Annotated in this window: 15 protein-coding genes and 1 tRNA gene; 12 read left to right on the top strand and 4 right to left on the bottom strand. The window is 58.8% G+C overall.

The genetic code is table 11. From position 1 onward, the window contains the following. The first annotated feature begins 6 nt into the window (after positions 1-6). From LKE90_RS06935 to panC, 3 genes are all read left to right on the top strand, one after another. Positions 7-81: transfer RNA gene (locus LKE90_RS06935), tRNA-Thr, on the top strand. Between the two features lie 1,640 nt (positions 82-1,721). Then, on the top strand, positions 1,722-2,567 hold the full coding sequence (gene panB / locus LKE90_RS06940; protein WP_291494011.1) for a 3-methyl-2-oxobutanoate hydroxymethyltransferase: 846 nt from the start codon (positions 1,722-1,724) through the stop codon (positions 2,565-2,567). Position 2,568: 1 nt separating this feature from the next. Then, entirely contained in the window at positions 2,569-3,408 is an 840-nt protein-coding gene (panC, locus tag LKE90_RS06945; RefSeq protein ID WP_291494010.1) for a pantoate--beta-alanine ligase, read from the top strand. A gap of 225 nt (positions 3,409-3,633) precedes the next feature. Here panC and LKE90_RS06950 read toward each other — a convergent pair whose 3' ends face one another. Continuing rightward, on the bottom strand, positions 3,634-5,166 hold the full coding sequence (locus LKE90_RS06950; RefSeq protein WP_291494009.1) for a 3-demethylubiquinone-9 3-methyltransferase: 1,533 nt from the start codon (positions 5,164-5,166) through the stop codon (positions 3,634-3,636). Positions 5,167-5,437: 271 nt separating this feature from the next. Between LKE90_RS06950 and rplM the strand changes: the two genes are divergently transcribed. The 5 genes from rplM to LKE90_RS06975 all read left to right on the top strand — a co-directional run bounded on the left by rplM (position 5,438) and on the right by LKE90_RS06975 (position 8,629). Then, on the top strand, positions 5,438-5,917 hold the full coding sequence (gene rplM, locus LKE90_RS06955; protein ID WP_077812251.1) for a 50S ribosomal protein L13: 480 nt from the start codon (positions 5,438-5,440) through the stop codon (positions 5,915-5,917). A 5-nt stretch (positions 5,918-5,922) separates the two neighbouring features. Beyond that, positions 5,923-6,414 carry a 30S ribosomal protein S9 gene (gene rpsI / locus LKE90_RS06960; RefSeq protein ID WP_291494007.1) on the top strand — a complete coding sequence of 164 codons (492 nt, stop codon included), beginning with the start codon at positions 5,923-5,925 and terminating at the stop codon, positions 6,412-6,414. A 90-nt stretch (positions 6,415-6,504) separates the two neighbouring features. After that, positions 6,505-7,701, top strand: coding sequence for an NAD(P)/FAD-dependent oxidoreductase (locus LKE90_RS06965; protein ID WP_291494006.1), 1,197 nt, complete (start codon positions 6,505-6,507; stop codon positions 7,699-7,701). Positions 7,702-7,800: 99 nt separating this feature from the next. Further along, the gene (locus LKE90_RS06970) at positions 7,801-8,064 is read left to right on the top strand and encodes a hypothetical protein (RefSeq protein ID WP_291494005.1); all 264 of its coding nucleotides are present in this window, start codon (positions 7,801-7,803) and stop codon (positions 8,062-8,064) included. 157 nt (positions 8,065-8,221) lie between these two features. Beyond that, the gene (locus LKE90_RS06975) at positions 8,222-8,629 is read left to right on the top strand and encodes a hypothetical protein (RefSeq protein ID WP_291494003.1); all 408 of its coding nucleotides are present in this window, start codon (positions 8,222-8,224) and stop codon (positions 8,627-8,629) included. Positions 8,630-8,759: 130 nt separating this feature from the next. Here LKE90_RS06975 and LKE90_RS06980 read toward each other — a convergent pair whose 3' ends face one another. Further along, complete coding sequence (locus LKE90_RS06980; RefSeq protein WP_291494001.1) at positions 8,760-10,610, bottom strand: zinc-ribbon domain-containing protein; 1,851 nt, start codon at positions 10,608-10,610, stop codon at positions 8,760-8,762. 177 nt (positions 10,611-10,787) lie between these two features. Between LKE90_RS06980 and LKE90_RS06985 the strand changes: the two genes are divergently transcribed. Genes LKE90_RS06985 through LKE90_RS06995 form a run of 3 tightly spaced genes read left to right on the top strand, consistent with a single transcriptional unit; the run spans position 10,788 to position 13,016 of the window. Further along, complete coding sequence (locus LKE90_RS06985) at positions 10,788-11,462, top strand: cell division ATP-binding protein FtsE (RefSeq protein WP_291493999.1); 675 nt, start codon at positions 10,788-10,790, stop codon at positions 11,460-11,462. Continuing rightward, positions 11,455-12,417 (top strand): cell division protein FtsX, encoded by a 963-nt coding sequence (locus tag LKE90_RS06990; protein ID WP_291493998.1) that lies wholly within the window; start codon positions 11,455-11,457, stop codon positions 12,415-12,417. Before LKE90_RS06985 ends, LKE90_RS06990 begins: the two co-directional genes overlap by 8 nt. Further along, complete coding sequence (locus tag LKE90_RS06995; RefSeq protein ID WP_291493997.1) at positions 12,396-13,016, top strand: YdcF family protein; 621 nt, start codon at positions 12,396-12,398, stop codon at positions 13,014-13,016. Before LKE90_RS06990 ends, LKE90_RS06995 begins: the two co-directional genes overlap by 22 nt. A gap of 27 nt (positions 13,017-13,043) precedes the next feature. Here LKE90_RS06995 and LKE90_RS07000 read toward each other — a convergent pair whose 3' ends face one another. Continuing rightward, on the bottom strand, positions 13,044-13,556 hold the full coding sequence (locus tag LKE90_RS07000) for a hypothetical protein (RefSeq protein WP_291493996.1): 513 nt from the start codon (positions 13,554-13,556) through the stop codon (positions 13,044-13,046). Beyond that, positions 13,553-14,266: a class I SAM-dependent methyltransferase gene (locus LKE90_RS07005; RefSeq protein ID WP_291493995.1), complete on the bottom strand. Its 714-nt coding sequence runs from the start codon at positions 14,264-14,266 to the stop codon at positions 13,553-13,555. The genes LKE90_RS07000 and LKE90_RS07005 overlap by 4 nt, the downstream gene beginning before the upstream one ends. Positions 14,267-14,318: 52 nt before the next feature. On the opposite strand from LKE90_RS07005, the gene gloB reads away from it, so the two are divergent. Beyond that, the gene (gene gloB / locus LKE90_RS07010) at positions 14,319-15,044 is read left to right on the top strand and encodes a hydroxyacylglutathione hydrolase (RefSeq protein WP_291493994.1); all 726 of its coding nucleotides are present in this window, start codon (positions 14,319-14,321) and stop codon (positions 15,042-15,044) included. The last annotated feature ends 1 nt before the right edge of the window (position 15,045 follow it).

Consider the following 15,045-nt stretch of genomic DNA (forward strand, 5'->3'; position numbering starts at 1 on the left):
CACGTTGCCGGCGTAGCACAGTGGTAGTGCAGCGGTTTTGTAAACCGAAGGCCGGGAGTTCGAATCTCTCCGCCGGCACCATTTTCCGCAGAAATCAACGATTCTTTATCGACGCACGCGGCGCATAATGCGCCCAAAGCGCACATGACCTCGGACAAAAAGCCGGATACATTTTCTGCTATCAAAACTGGCCGTTGCGACCACTCAAACACCCTCGCACCACCCGGCACAAGCCCCGTCCCTCCCCTCAAGCATCGCACTCGGTCCGGAATACGTCACCCAAACGGATCATCCTTCCGCCGCGCCCTGATTGTCGCCCATGTCAGCACGAGAACTGACGCAATGCCGCCGACAGCACCTACGAGGACGGAGATGGGGTTCAAGTATCGGGAAACCGGCAAGGGATTAGCCCTGCGGCCCACGCTTGCCGCCACAGGGCGCGGGCATAGTCCCGCCATCATTCACGATCACGCATGATATGCTCTATCTCGCGACGTTCCGCCTCAATCACTCGCCGCTCTGCATCGTGAGCGGGCGAGTAGATAGAGTCGTAGCCTGGCCAGCCCTTCCTCACGACGTCTGAATGGCTGCGTTAGCCACGCACGATACGAGCAAGCGTTGGCCGCGACGCGGACTGGTATGCGATCAGTTTAAGGAATAGCCGTTGCACGTGTGACGAGACAGGACAATTATTCAAACTGTTTCTATCCGTCACACTTTCGGGGATAATTGATGTTCAGGAGCTTTCTCGCTGCCGTTGCCGCATGCTCAGCGCTTGCTGCATGTGCATCACCCTATACAATCAAAACTGTTTTTAACCCTGCTGACGTAGCGTGGTCTCAGCAGCCAGGAACTGCGACCATCTATGGGCAGGCATTTCTTAGAACGCGAGGCGGGGATGTCAGAACCTGCGCCGGAAACAAAGTTATTCTTTTTCCAAAGAGCGCCTATACCACAGAAATATACCACGTATACCAGCAGGAGATAACTCACGAAGTTCATTATTCAAAGGTTATAAATCGTGATCCTGAGGCGTTGGTCTATAAGCGGGAAACCAGATGTGACGTATCCGGGAGCTTCCATTTTGACAATTTACCAGTCGGTGACTGGTACGTAGCAGCTCGCGTCGTGTGGGAAGCCCGGAGTTCCGGGTATGGACTGTCTCCACAGGGAGGAACGATTTTCACCCCTGCGCATACAAATGCCAATGAGAAAACCGAAGTTATCTTAACGCGCTGAGAGCGTTATTCTCTTTCGCCATGCAGCGAGCATCTGGAATACATCCCGGTTACCGTAACCGCCCGCTGCACTGCGCCTTCTTCCATCCGATAAAGAACTCCTCCGGGATATCCGGACCAAGAAGGTGTTCCCGTGCCTTCAGCGCATGTGGTGCGTTTTGATTCGTCCGCAACCTGAGCGGAGATGCTGGATTGTTCTTTTTCAAAATCAGGACAGGGAGCATCCCCTCGTTCAGCTTCACCCTACACCGTGAAGCGCATGACACCCCCAATCTCCGTCGAACAGGTCCGCGCTTGTGTTCAACATCCATGGCTTTCCCGACTACTGACCCGGCTAATGAATGGTCACAATCATGAACGGTCATACATAGGCTTGCAGGACATTCAGCCTGAGTTGATCAGTTCCCGAAGCGCCTCCCCCTTGGTCTTCCCGCCGGAGTAAGGCACAACAGCGCCCCAACGTGCCGAACAACGGAGACGGAGATGCGGGTTACAGTCGCTGACATGCAGAAGATGAAGCGGAATGGCGAGCGCATCGCCATGATAACGGCTTATGACTGCTCGTCCGCCCTTATTGCCGAACGTGCGGGCGCTCCCGTTCTGCTTGTCGGCGATTCACTGGGCATGGTCATGCTCGGACACAGCACAACGCTGCCTGTCACCCTTGAAGATATGGAGCGACATGCCGCCGCCGTCATGCGCGTCAGCCAAAAGGCGCTTGTTGTCGCGGATCTTCCTTTTCTGAGCTACGCCACTATCGAGGACGCGGTCTCCTCTGCCCGCCGTCTCATGCAGTCGTCAGGTGTGCAGGCTGTCAAACTGGAAGGCGGGAAAAGCATTACACCGCAGATCCGCCGTCTGGTTGACTGTGGTGTGCCGGTCATGGGGCATCTGGGGCTGACACCTCAGTCACAGCACCAGATCGGCCTGCGTGTGCAGGCCCGTCGTGCGAACGAGGCACGCCAGTTGATTGAAGACGCTCTTGCTCTCGAAGCGGCCGGTGCTTTTGCGCTTGTGCTGGAAGTCGTGCCCGCCCCGCTGGCCGCCGCCGTGTCTGAAAAAGTAGGCATTCCCGTCATCGGCATCGGAGCAGGGGCCGGCTGTGACGGACAGGTGCAGGTCTGGCACGATATTCTTGGCCTGTTTGAAGGCCGCCCCCCCCGTCATGCCAAGCGGTTTGCCGATATCGGAGCCGCCATGGAACAGGCTGTCCGCGCCTATGCCGAGGATGTTCGCTCAGGCGCTTTTCCAACAGACGCGCAGAGTTCCACGATGGACCCTGACGAACTCACTGCGGCAATTGCCTCTCTGGACCATAAAGATCACTGACATGCAGATTGTTTCCACTATCGCCGCCGCTCGCGAAACACGGGCCAGACTGGATGGCACGCTTGGTTTCGTCCCGACCATGGGTTTCCTGCATGAAGGACACCTCAGTCTTGTCCGCCGCGCGCAGGAAGAATGTGACGCTGTTGCTGTCAGCATCTTTGTGAATCCAACACAGTTCGCGCCAGATGAAGACCTGAACCGTTATCCACGAGCCCTCGAACGGGATCTGTCGCTTCTCAGGGAAGCCGGTGTTTCTCTCGTTTTCACACCGGATGCAGGCGAAATTTACCCACCGGGTTTCGACACGAGTATCGATGTTGGAGAGGTTTCGAGACCACTGGAAGGCGCTTTCCGTCCCGGACATTTTTCTGGTGTCGCCACGGTCGTTGCCAAGCTTTTCAATATCATTCAGCCGACAAAGGCTTTTTTCGGTCAGAAAGATGCGCAGCAATGCGCCGTGATCAGCAAACTGGTCACTGACCTGAACATTCCCGTTGAGGTTGTGGTCTGCGATATTGTCCGCAATGAAAAAGGCCTCGCACTCTCCAGTCGCAATTCCTATCTGAGTAAAAGCGAGCAGGAACGGGCTCTCCTGCTGCATGACAGTCTTGGAAAGGCGGAGGGACACATTGCTGCGGGTGAGCGCAATGCATCGACCATCAGAGCGCTGATTGGCGACATTCTTTCAAAGGATGCTGATTTTTGCGTGGATTATATCAGTGTTGCTGATCCTCACACCCTGACAGAACTTGAGAACATCGACGACGAGGCGCTGATCTCGCTGGCTGTCAGAGTTGGCGCCACACGTCTGATTGACAATGTGGTCGTCAGGAAAAAATAATTCCAGAACTCATTCAGGGATGGAAACACACCCTGAAGATTTATCTTCAGAGAGCAAACGCTCTCTGAACCTTTACAGACACAGATGATCTTTTGAAAAACTTCCCTGTTGCAAAACGCCAGCGCCGCGAAACCAGCAGCACGATGTCTTGTGCCCAGTATTGAAACGATTATTGAAAAGATGACCGGGTTGTGGAGGCTCTTCAACAACCCGGCAGTTCCGCCCTCAGTGTTTTTCTGTGGAAGAGGCAGGCGCACCCATCTTGGGCGCCACCGATGCCCCCGGAGCGAGCACTTCAGGGTCAACCGGTTCGTCGGTTGTCATGTTTGGGTCTGGCGCGTGCGTGTCGTCGCCTGACGCGGATGTCGGCCCCTGCACGCTCATCCCCAGAGACTCCGCCAGTTGCCTGTGCGTCACAGCCTCGGGGATTACCGCGAGCGCCAGAAGCGGCACAGGTTTTTCCGGCGCCAGCATGACGGTAAGAGGACCTGCCGCCGGATTTGCGATATATCCGGCGAGTTGTGCTCCCATGCTGTCTGACGGCGTGCCCGCAGGCGACCATGTCCGTCTCAGCAGGGTAATATAGGCATCAGGATCCATACCCTGATTGACCGCGGCGTTGTTGAGAATACGGGGAACAAGCCCCGCATCCCGCCATGAAAAATCGAGATGCAGGAGTTGAGGCTGAGGCAGGGTTCCCTGCTGTGCAACCAGTTGGGTAAAATCGCCCGCGATATTCAGATGTCCAAATTCAGGCGCATTCACATCAAACTCCGTGACATGGGCCACGTCCGCCCCCCGATCCACAATCGCGTTCAGCACAATCGCCGCGTCAAATTTCTCATATCCAAGCGTCTTGATGCCCATGGTGCGCGGACCGGTCGGCCAGAGTCTGAAATGCGTGAGACTCTCCGTTACACGGCTTTTCTGACCATCCGTATCGATGTGCAGATGGGCCTTTTCAAATCCCGCGAGACGGTCTTCTGCGCTTCCCGGCCCATCCACTTCTCCTTTGAGAAGAAAATCCTGAGCAATGATGGACTGATTGCCATCGTGAAACAGCAGACCATCGCCTTTCAGATACGACTGCAACAGCCCCGCCAGATCAGACCCGTCTGACACCAGTTGTCCAATGCTGGCATCCCTCACAGGATGGTCGCCGTAATGAAGCTGAAGCTTCTCGAAGGTCAGACGGGAGACCCGCCCCGTCCCGTACTGATCCAGAATGATATGGTCGGCCCTCGCGCTTTCCAGTCCATCAGTCGAGGCGAGAACAGCCTGCGTCGCCTCCCCATGATCCATCATCAGGCTGCTGACCTGATCTTCAGTCGGCGGCGGCAGCATGATGCCGTCCAGCGACAGCCGTTTCGCCTGCATGGAGCCTCCGGTTCCCGTAACCTGAAGCGTGTAGGCAATGACATGATCAAAATGCAGGGAACTGTGATCGGGCGCGCCTTTACTCTCCGTCGGAGAGCCGACAACAGCTCCAATCAGTTCGATCGTGGCGGCGGAGATCGTACCGGTGGGGTCTTTCAGCACGACATCTGTGAGCCGCGCACCATGACTGGTGGGCAGGGCGACAGCCTTGCTCCAGGTGAATTCAACGCCCGGTGGCAGATGGGTCTTCGCGTCTTCCAGCGCCTCGATCAGTTCGTGGTTGGCTTCCCTGTGGACCCAGATCCACCCCGCAGAGCCGAGTCCGATAACCGCAAGAGCGGACAGGGTAATGATGGTGCGGCGCGTGGTTTCTCGGTTCATGTTAAGACAGCAACCCTCTGATCAGCCTTGGTTCCTTTTACATATCAGGGCCTTGCTTCAAGAGCATCAGGAAAAACCACCCACGGATTTCTGCGGTTTTTGCAGCATCCGATATTACGGTATAATGTTACCGTATAAAAATAATCCTTATAAATAAAAGAACAAAATGAAATTGATATTTTTCTTCCGTCTTTTCTCTTGACGGACCATCTCAGCTTACGCATAAGGCCCCACCCGAACCGCTCAAGATTTCTGGACGGACATAGAAACAATGAAAACCACCCGCTCGCTTAAGCCCGCGGAAGTGACGAAGAACTGGATCCTGATCGACGCCGAAGGGCTCGTTCTTGGCCGTCTCGCCACTCTTGTTGCAGCGCGTCTGCGCGGCAAGCACAAGCCGCAGTTCACCCCGCACGTTGATTGCGGCGACCATGTCGTCATCATCAACGCCGAGAAAGTGAAGCTGACCGGCAATAAAGTCGATCAGAAGCTTTTCCATTACCACACCGGTTATGCCGGTGGCATCAAGCAGCGCACGATCACGCAGCGTCTGAACGGCAAGCACCCCGGCGAAGTCGTCGAGAAAGCTGTCGAGCGTATGATCACGCGTGGCCCGCTGCAGCGCGCCCAGATGCGTAACCTGCATGTCTATGCCGGTTCCGAGCATCCGCATGACGGCCAGCAGCCAGTGAAGCTGGATGTCGCCGCGATGAACCGCAAGAACACCGCCATTGCGAAGAGTGGGGTCTGATCGCCATGTCTGAAACGATTGAACGCACAGGCACGCTCGCCGACCTCAAGGACGTCGCTCCTCAGGTTGTGGCTTCAGAAGCTCCTGTCTACGAAGTGAAGCGCGACGCTCAGGGCCGCTCCTACGCCACCGGCCGTCGTAAAGAGTCCGTCGCTCGCGTCTGGATCAAGCCCGGCAAAGGTGAGGTCACGGTGAACGGTCGTCCGATCGGCACCTACTTCGCCCGTCCGGTCCTGCGCATGCTGCTGACACAGCCTTTCCTCGTGACCGACCGTTACAACCAGTTCGACGTTGTCTGCACCGTCGTTGGTGGCGGTCTGTCCGGTCAGGCTGGCGCTGTCCGTCACGGCATCAGCCGTGCGCTGACGCACTATGAGCCGGAACTGCGCGGCGTTCTGAAGGCAGCCGGGTTCCTGACCCGTGACTCCCGTCAGGTCGAGCGTAAGAAATACGGTAAGGCCAAGGCCCGTCGTTCCTTCCAGTTCAGCAAGCGCTGATCTGGAACGCACCTTCCGCTCCGTGCGGAAGGGGGTTTTGGAAGCCGCCGGCCTTCGGGCTGGCGGCTTTTTTTGTCTGGAGAAGAAAGCGTGAGCGGCAAACGGCAGGAAACATTCGACGCAGTCGTCATCGGTGCGGGGGCTGCGGGACTGATGACGGCGCTCACGGCCGGACAGCGTGGTAAACGGGTTCTGGTCCTTGACCACAATGACGAGCCGGGCCGAAAGATCCTGATTTCCGGTGGTGGACGGTGCAATTTCACCAATCTACAGACCGTGCCGGACCGCTTCCTGTCCCAGAACCGGCACTTTGCCCGATCAGCCCTGGCACGCTACAAGCCTGCCGATTTTCTGGCGTTGGTCGAAAAGCATCGTATCGCATGGCATGAAAAGACGCTGGGACAGCTCTTCTGCGACGGCTCTGCCCGTCAGATCCTCGCCATGTTGCTGGATGAGTGCGCCAAGGGCGACGTTACGATCCGCCTCGGCGAGACGATCAGGGATGTCCGGTTTTCAGATCGCTTTACGGTGGAAACCGATACTCTCACCATAGAGGCGCAGTCGCTCGTCCTTGCAACCGGCGGCCTTTCCATTCCCAAACTCGGCGCGACGGGGCTGGCCCATCGTCTGGCCCGCCAGTTTGATATTCCTCTGGTCTCGCCAGCACCCGGTCTTGTGCCACTGCAAGCCAATATCGACGATCTGGGCTGGATGCCCGCCCTCTCCGGCGTATCTCTCCCCGTGCGCGTACAGAGCGGCAAAACCATTTTCGAAGAGGCCATGCTGTTCACGCATAAAGGCCTGTCAGGTCCGGCCATCCTCCAGATTTCATCCTTCTGGAAACCGGGGCAGTCCATCAGGATTGATCTGCTTCCGGAAAAGGATGCTTTCGAGACCCTCAAAAACGCCAGAAAAGAACGCTCACGCGCCCACGCCGTGGCCATCCTGTCCGAGCAGATGCCGCGGCGGCTTGCTGAAGAGCTTGGCCCGCGTCTGCTCGGTGAGAAAGCCGCGGCGGAATGGCCCGACAAACTGCTTCGTGCAGCGGCGGAAACCCTGAAAAACTGGCAGTTCACTCCCTCGGGCACGGAAGGATATGCCAAAGCCGAAGTGACCACGGGTGGCGTGGATACCAAGGCGCTCTCGTCCCGCACCATGGCCAGCACGAACCTGCCGCAGCTTTATTTCGTTGGCGAGGCCGTCGATGTCACCGGCTGGCTGGGTGGCTATAATTTCCAGTGGGCATGGGCGAGCGGCTACGCTGCGGGAACCGCTCTTTCGGAGTGATGTTATGCCTTCCGGACAAGCAACACTCTGCTTTTACTGACTTCCCGGAAAAAGCCGGCTAGTCTGGCCTAACCATTTCATCCTTGAGGAGATTTTCCGATGGATATGTCCGTTTTCCAGTCTGCAAAACGCCGTGGGGCACGCGCGCTCGTGCTCGGTCTTGCCGCCGCCGCGCTGGCCGCCTGCACAGGTCAGGCAGGCACTCCCATCGCACCCGGCACCTACCCGCCCGGAACGCCGCTCGGTGGCACATGCAAGGCCGGTCTCTACACCTGCCAACTGCCTCTGGCCTCCCCGGTCGGTGCGCCATGCAGTTGTCCCGGACTGGGAGCAGCCTCCTACGGGCAGGTCTATCTCAAATAATAAATTGCAGAGGAACCGCTGGCGTGGCATGGCCTGAGGGCTTTTTGCCACGCCGGATGGCCATCCGTCAGCATGTTCTGCGGACAGCCGGTCTGGTATAGGGGCGTGAAGATCATCGTCGATCTTCTGCCGGACCCACAGAGAGAGACCGTAACGCATGAGCTTCAGTGACGACCGTTATTCCCCTTCCCGCGCCTCGGCGGGACGTCAGAACGGAAGCTCGAATGGCCTGTCTTCCCTGCTCAGACTGGGAATCTGGTCTGTGCTGTATTTCCTGTTCTACATGGCGCAGCAGGTTGCCGAGCTACTGGCTCCACTGCTGCTGATCGCAGGGATCGGCTGGGCGGCCCTGCCCCATGTCGTGAGCGCAGTGTCCTCCAGCGCAAGCCATGTGGACGCGCAGGCCCATGATGTGATGTCGCATGTTTCAGAGGCCATCCCGCATGAAGTCATGCTCGGTTCGCATCTGCTGACACCATCAGGACTGATTTTCGATGGTATCCTGCTCATGGCTGTCGCTGCTTTTGGTGCTACCCTGTCCGCCATCGCCGCACGGTCCATGTAAAAGGCGGCAACAGGACCAAACGATCAGCCGTTCCAGCAGACCGGACGCTATCTTTGCCTGCCCCCGCCGAGGAAGACTATCCGGCGACGGGAGCAGGCCTCTCAAACACGAAACGCCTGCCCCGCTATTCTCAGAGCAGGTTCAGGGCAGGCCACAGGTGACGCAATGCGCTGAACCAGTGCGCGCAAGCCGCCAGTGCGACAACAGTCCCAACGCCACTGACAAGCCACGCTTTCCGCCAGAAAGCCGCACTTTCGAGAAAAGAAGTCCCACTGTCCTCGGCCTGCTCGGTGCGCTTGAGAACATCGCTCCGCAGGCGGCTGGATATGTCGATTGCCGGCGTGACATGACGAGGCGTGGCGGCAGGCTCTTCCTCCACCTCAGTTTCTTCTGCGGTTTCGATGTGCCCGGAAGGCACGGTGGCATCGCCCTCCGATACCTCCTCATGCTCCCAGATCGCCTCATCATGATGGTCTTCCGCAGGAGCAGTTGCTTCCGCCTCTTCCTGCTCAGGCTCGGCAACGCGATCCCACACCGGCACCCAGGGCGCCGTTGTCGAATGTTCGGTTTTTTTCGGAGCCGGAGTAGGTGTGCTTTCCTCGCCTGCCAGACTTTCCTGACTGCCTGGATTATTTCTGGCGGCCCGCAGACGCATGATGACGTCATCGAACGTCGCGTCCTGCGGCGCTGGCGATGCAGACGCGTCACTCTCTTCCGCGTGGTTCCGGGATGCTCCGGATTCAGGCTCCGGCTGTGGATGTCCTGATACGTCTTTCAGACGATCCGAATTTTTGGAGTCTTCAAGAAGACTTTCATCCTGATGACCTGATCCAGAAAAACCGGTGTTGCCAACGTTGAAATGTTCGTCGAGGTCCTTTTCATGCCATTCATGAGACTCTTCCTCATGCTTTGTCCCAAAGCCGGTCTGCTGCGGAGCCGGTTCGGGCTCATCATCCCAGATGCTGCGATAGGCGACGTTCTTTTTAGGCGGAGCCGCTTCAGCAACGGGCGGTGAAACCGGAGAAGGCTGAACAGGGAGATCAAGGAAACTGAAAGGCTTCGCAAACCCGCCCGCCTCCTCATCCTGGGGCTCTTGAACCATCTTCTCCTGACGGGGCGTAATCCGCGTGGAGAAATGCTGGTCAGTCGGGAGCTCGGAAACAGTCGAGAATGTTTCGTGCTCCGTCTCGTCCGGCGTCTGCGAGGTGACGGGCTCCCTCGCCTCGTCTGACAGCGCCTCGCTATGCGTTTCACTTTCAGGCGTCCGTTCTTCTTTCGGAACAGACGGAAGAGCCGCTTCCCCATTCGCAACAGTGGAATCTGTTACATCCTGCTGCAGTCCTATTTCAGGTTCCGCAACCGACTCCTGCCGAATATCATGCTCTTCATTCTGGACAGGCGTTTCGAGCCGGGGCGATGCTTCATGAGTAAACGGCGCTGATTTTTCTCCGGCGACAGGCTGGGGCAGACTGCTTTCCCAACCCGTTTCCGGAGAGACCGACGGCTGTGCGGCTTCTGCAAGAACCTCAGAGGCAGGCGGCAGGGGAGAAGACGGCTCTTCCGGAGCCGCAGCCATCTCGGTCTCTGGTGCGACGGGCTGTTCATCCTCCTGTGAGACTTCCGGTTTCCGTTCCTCCGGCTGCGCTTCAGTGACAGAAGAAACTGGAGGACCGTCGGAGACCACAGCGGAGGCGACGGCATCCGTCTGGGGATCGACCGATTCTGACGGCGTCGCTACAGGATGATCACGCGTCTCAGGTTCCGGCGACCGGGATACTGCCACAGGAGAAGGCGCTACGGCTTCAGCAGCCGTGGGCTGGACAGCCTTGACGACCCAGCTTGTGCCGCACCCTGCGCACTTCAATGTCCTGTCCTTTGTCAGGTAAGACGCAGGCACATTATATTTGATGCCACAGGACGGGCAGACAATCAGCATCCGGGTTCCTCTCTCGCGCTGCGTAATCGCTCTGGCCGCAGACACGCATCATCCTCGTTAAACAGTATGCCTTATAATCGGTTCCCAATTTCTAAACATGATCCGACAACGGTGAAAGAGGGAGAAGGGTCCTCTGGCGAAGATCGACAGTTTCGTCAGCAACGCGTTATGATATCACGTGTTTCTCATGACTGACCTCATCCCTCAGGGAGTATGCCTCGCATGATCCGGCTCCGTGACGTCACCTGGCATCACGGCACTCCGCCGGATGGAGGTCAGGCCACGCTCAGAAACATCACCTTCGCGATCCCGCAGGGCGGGTTCCGCTGGCTGCTCGGTCCCTCCGGCGCGGGAAAATCCACATTGCTGCGCCTTCTGCACATGGAAGCGCTGCCCCGCTCGGGCGATATGGAAATTCTCGGCACCGAAATCGGATTACGCAGCAAGCGCTCGACCCTCACGCGGCTCAGACAGCGAATCGGGATGATCCATCAGGATTTCCGGCTGATGCCGACTCTTTCGGTTGCCGACAACATCGCCCTGCCCCTGCGGCTTCAGAAGCGGGTGGAAGGCGAAATTTCACAGGAAGTGGATGCTCTGCTGGACTGGCTGGGGCTTGTCGAACGCAGGAAAGCCCGTCCCATCGAACTCTCAGGCGGAGAGCAGCAGAGGACGACCATCGCTCGCGCCGTGATCATGCGACCCAGCCTCCTGCTTGCGGATGAGCCGACCAATGCGCTGGAAGACACTCAGGCGGCGCGTGTCATCGGCATGCTGAGAGAACTGTCGGACCTCGGAACCACCGTCATCGTCGCCACGCACAATGACACGCTCGTCCAGCGCTTTCCCGCGCCCGCCCTGCAACTCCGACAGGGACGGCTGTTCTCGGATGAGTAAGCACACACGCGTCCGCGACGGCCTCGCCCTGTCCCGGGCGCTTCCCGACCGCAGCCTGCTCACCATGGTCGCGGCCATGAGTCTGCTGATCGCCCTGACCTTTACGGCGGCTGTCGGCGCCCAGAGTCTGTCGGAGAGATGGGCCAAAGGCGCCGCCAATCTGATCACCGTGCAGGTTCCCGATCCAGACAAGACATCCGTGACAGACGGACGTCCGGCTGGCCGCACGCGCATTGAGAGCGTGCTCGACGCACTGAAAACAGCGCCGGATATCATGCGGCTGCACAGGCTGGATGAGCAGGAACTCGACACACTGCTGAAACCGTGGCTCGGCAATGCCGGGACAGCCGCACTCCCTCTTCCCGCTGTGATCGAGGTCGATCTCACCCCGGGCGGCGTCTTGTCCGATGACCTCGTCTCGACCCTCGTCACCAGCGCGCCCGACACGCTTATCGAGAAGAACGATGACTGGCGTTCCCAGCTTCACACGGTCGCCCGCAGCCTTCTGTTCTGCTCCGGCCTTGCGATAGCGCTTGTAGGCGCAATCGGCGCGGCGGTCATCGGGATGGCGACGCGTCTGGGTCTGGGCTCACGACGTGAAAGCGTGACCATTCTTCACGAACTGGGCGCATCCGACGGTTACGTCGCCCGGCGCTTCGCATCCCGCGTAGCGTTTCTGTCCTTTCTCGGAGGGCTGGCCGGAACACTGGTCTCCCTCCCTCCAATTGCCATTCTCACGCATCTTATGGCGCCTTTTTCAGGGAGCGTGCCGACCGCGACACAGAATGGTGAAAGCTGGCTTTCCATCCTGCAGGACTCTCTGCCTGCGTTCTGGCAGGGAGCCGCCCCACACTCCCTTCTGATCGGGCTGGGCTGCATCCCCTTTGTCGTCACTCTGATCGGATGGCTGACGGCGCAGATCATCGTACGGGTATGGCTGCGACGGCTGCCATGAAGGAAAAGCGCCCCGGACACGGCTGGTGGCGGGCGGCGGGTCTCTTTCTCACGGCCAGTCTCTCGCTGGTCGTCATCGGCTTCGGGCTGTTTCTCCGAAGCGCCCTGCACACCCCGGACCTGCCGCCTGTTTCCGACGGAATCGTCGTTCTCACCGGTGGCAACGGACGCGTGGAGACGTCTCTTTCCCTGCTGGAGCAGGAGCGCGGACGCCTGCTGCTCGTTTCAGGCGTCGATCCCAAAGTGACCTTGCAGGAACTGGCTCCCAACCTTCCCGCAACCCTGACAGGGCGCATCACCCTTGGACGGGAGGCTACATCCACAGCGGGAAACGCCACGGAAACGAAGCACTGGGTGAAAGCCAACAGGCTGCACAGCCTGATCATTGTCACCGCTGGCTATCATATGTGGCGGGCGGAACTGGAAATCAGACGCATGCTGCCCGGCGTTCACCTCAACCCTTATCCTGTGCAGCCCCCCGCCATGAAGCGTCCTTTCACACGCGGCACATGGAACCTGCTTGTGCGGGAATACGGCAAGTTCCTGCTGGCCTGTATCGGCCCGGTCAAGGCGTTCCGGCATACGGTGGACGCGACCTGAGCAGTCTGGCGAACCCGCGTCAGCAGTTCAGAAATTCAGCAATACGCCCATGAAAGTTTCCTCCACCACACTCACCGGCGCGAAATCCGCCCGCTTTACGATCGCCGTGTTGCGGATCACAGGAGCCGAAGGCGGCGGTGGACTGTCGTTATTCCACAGGCGAATATTTTCCAGCGTTTCCCGACTGATGGAAAAAGGCCCTACGACACGTCCAAACGGCACTGTGGTCGTATCCAGCTTGCGGGTCATGTCCGGCGTCAGCCTTTCCGGGGAATACCAGTTGCCTGCATGCGCCACAGCCAGATCCCCACAGAACATGGTGACATGTCGATAGCGCAGGGACTCACCCGCCCCGAAAATACCGGCGGCGATGGCGGGTAACGGGGCATCCTCTTTGTGCTCCACCTGTACCCTCAGCCGGACGGGCGGGACACCAAGGCCGCTTTGCTCACACCACGTCTCCAAAGCGATGGTGGCGCTGGAAGCCTTGAGCAGCACCATGTCCAGTCTGCCGATCCGGTCCAGAACGGACTCCGTCATCGGGCTTTCACCAGACGACGTCCCAGGCTGAATGTTCGGTTTTCTACAGTCAGCGGAACGCCTCCCCAGAGATTTTTGACAGCCTCCAGAATGACCACACCACCACAGGCGGGCAAGACCGTTTCTCCGGCACGCTCAATCGCCGTGCTGAGACGCGGACTGCGCAGAAGAGGGAATAACGGTGGATAAAGGGCCGTTTCACATGTTTCGACATGGAACATGGCTTCCTGCAACAGGCGTCGCACCTGACGCTGGGAATAAGGTGTCCCCTGCCCGAAAGGCGTCGTGTCGCTCAATGCCCAGAGGCCGCGCCGGTTGGGTACTATGACGATCAGCCTTCCATTGTCACGGAGGACTTTCCACACTGAACGCAGAAGGTCGCGGCCGGACGGCGCGGTCTCCAGCGCATGGACCATGAGAATGCGGTCAAACGACAGATCGGGGAATGGAAAGTGACTGCCGCTTACAATGCAGTCAGCCTGATGACGGCGTAGCGCCTCCTCCTGTGGCACGTCAGGGCGAGCCGCCACCGTCAATGTCGCCTGTTCCCGCCAGCCTGAAAGAAAAGGGGCCGTGCAGCCCAGTCCGAGAAGATCAAGCCCCCGGACATCCGTCCACCGGGCCGTCAGGCGTCGGGCAAGAAGCCGCACGACCCCGGCGCCCGCCGATGTGTCATAGAATATGTCAGCAGAACGAACTTCATCGAGCATGGCGCGTACAGTATCATAATGCTCCCAGACGCAGCACTACCGGAGTCCCGCCATGTCGATCACCGTTCTGCCCATTCCGGCCCTTTCCGATAATTACGTCTGGATGCTGACGGACACGGAAACCGGCATGGTCGCCGTGGTCGACCCCGGCGAATGCGCTCCGGTCCGGGCAGCCATTGAAGCCCACGGCGGGCGGCTCGACGGCATTTTTCTGACCCATCATCATGCCGATCATACAGGCGGTGCCGAAACCCTGCGTGACCGTTACGGCGCCCGCATTATCGGCGCGGTAGCCGATGCAGCCCGCCTCCCTGCCCTTGATCAGGCCGTGAAGGCCGGGGATTGGGTCACATTCGGCGACAGTCAGGCACTGGTTCTGGAAACACCGGGACATACTCTGGGACATATTGCCTACTACTTCGACGATCCCGCCTCGCTTTTCTGCGGCGACACGCTGTTCAGTCTTGGATGTGGCCGTCTGTTTGAAGGTACGCCGGACCAGCTATACGCCAGCCTGCGCGCGTTCGACGCCCTGCCGGACGAAACGCTGGTTTACTGCGGCCATGAATACACGGCGTCCAATGCGCGCTTCGCCCTTTCCGTGTCTCCTGACAACACGGCGCTCCAGCACCGTGCTGAAGAAGTCTCCCGGTTGAGAGCAGAAGGTCTGTCAACCGTTCCCTCCACTCTCGGGTCGGAGCGGGCATGCAACCCTTTCCTGCGGGCCACATCAGCAGCGGAGTTGGGCAGGCTACGCCGACAGAAAGATCAGGCATGAA

Source organism: Acetobacter sp., from assembly GCF_022483985.1.
Taxonomy (GTDB): Bacteria; Pseudomonadota; Alphaproteobacteria; order Acetobacterales; family Acetobacteraceae; genus Acetobacter.

Coding starts and splice junctions, on each gene's coding strand:
- panB (WP_291494011.1), top strand. CDS start 1,722: ATGCGGGTTACAGTCGCTGACATGCAGAAGATGAAGCGGAATGGCGAG.
- panC (WP_291494010.1), top strand. CDS start 2,569: ATGCAGATTGTTTCCACTATCGCCGCCGCTCGCGAAACACGGGCCAGA.
- LKE90_RS06950 (WP_291494009.1), bottom strand. CDS start 5,166: ATGAACCGAGAAACCACGCGCCGCACCATCATTACCCTGTCCGCTCTT.
- rplM (WP_077812251.1), top strand. CDS start 5,438: ATGAAAACCACCCGCTCGCTTAAGCCCGCGGAAGTGACGAAGAACTGG.
- rpsI (WP_291494007.1), top strand. CDS start 5,923: ATGTCTGAAACGATTGAACGCACAGGCACGCTCGCCGACCTCAAGGAC.
- LKE90_RS06970 (WP_291494005.1), top strand. CDS start 7,801: ATGGATATGTCCGTTTTCCAGTCTGCAAAACGCCGTGGGGCACGCGCG.
- LKE90_RS06975 (WP_291494003.1), top strand. CDS start 8,222: ATGAGCTTCAGTGACGACCGTTATTCCCCTTCCCGCGCCTCGGCGGGA.
- LKE90_RS06985 (WP_291493999.1), top strand. CDS start 10,788: ATGATCCGGCTCCGTGACGTCACCTGGCATCACGGCACTCCGCCGGAT.
- LKE90_RS06990 (WP_291493998.1), top strand. CDS start 11,455: ATGAGTAAGCACACACGCGTCCGCGACGGCCTCGCCCTGTCCCGGGCG.
- LKE90_RS06995 (WP_291493997.1), top strand. CDS start 12,396: ATGGCTGCGACGGCTGCCATGAAGGAAAAGCGCCCCGGACACGGCTGG.
- LKE90_RS07000 (WP_291493996.1), bottom strand. CDS start 13,556: ATGACGGAGTCCGTTCTGGACCGGATCGGCAGACTGGACATGGTGCTG.
- LKE90_RS07005 (WP_291493995.1), bottom strand. CDS start 14,266: ATGCTCGATGAAGTTCGTTCTGCTGACATATTCTATGACACATCGGCG.
- gloB (WP_291493994.1), top strand. CDS start 14,319: ATGTCGATCACCGTTCTGCCCATTCCGGCCCTTTCCGATAATTACGTC.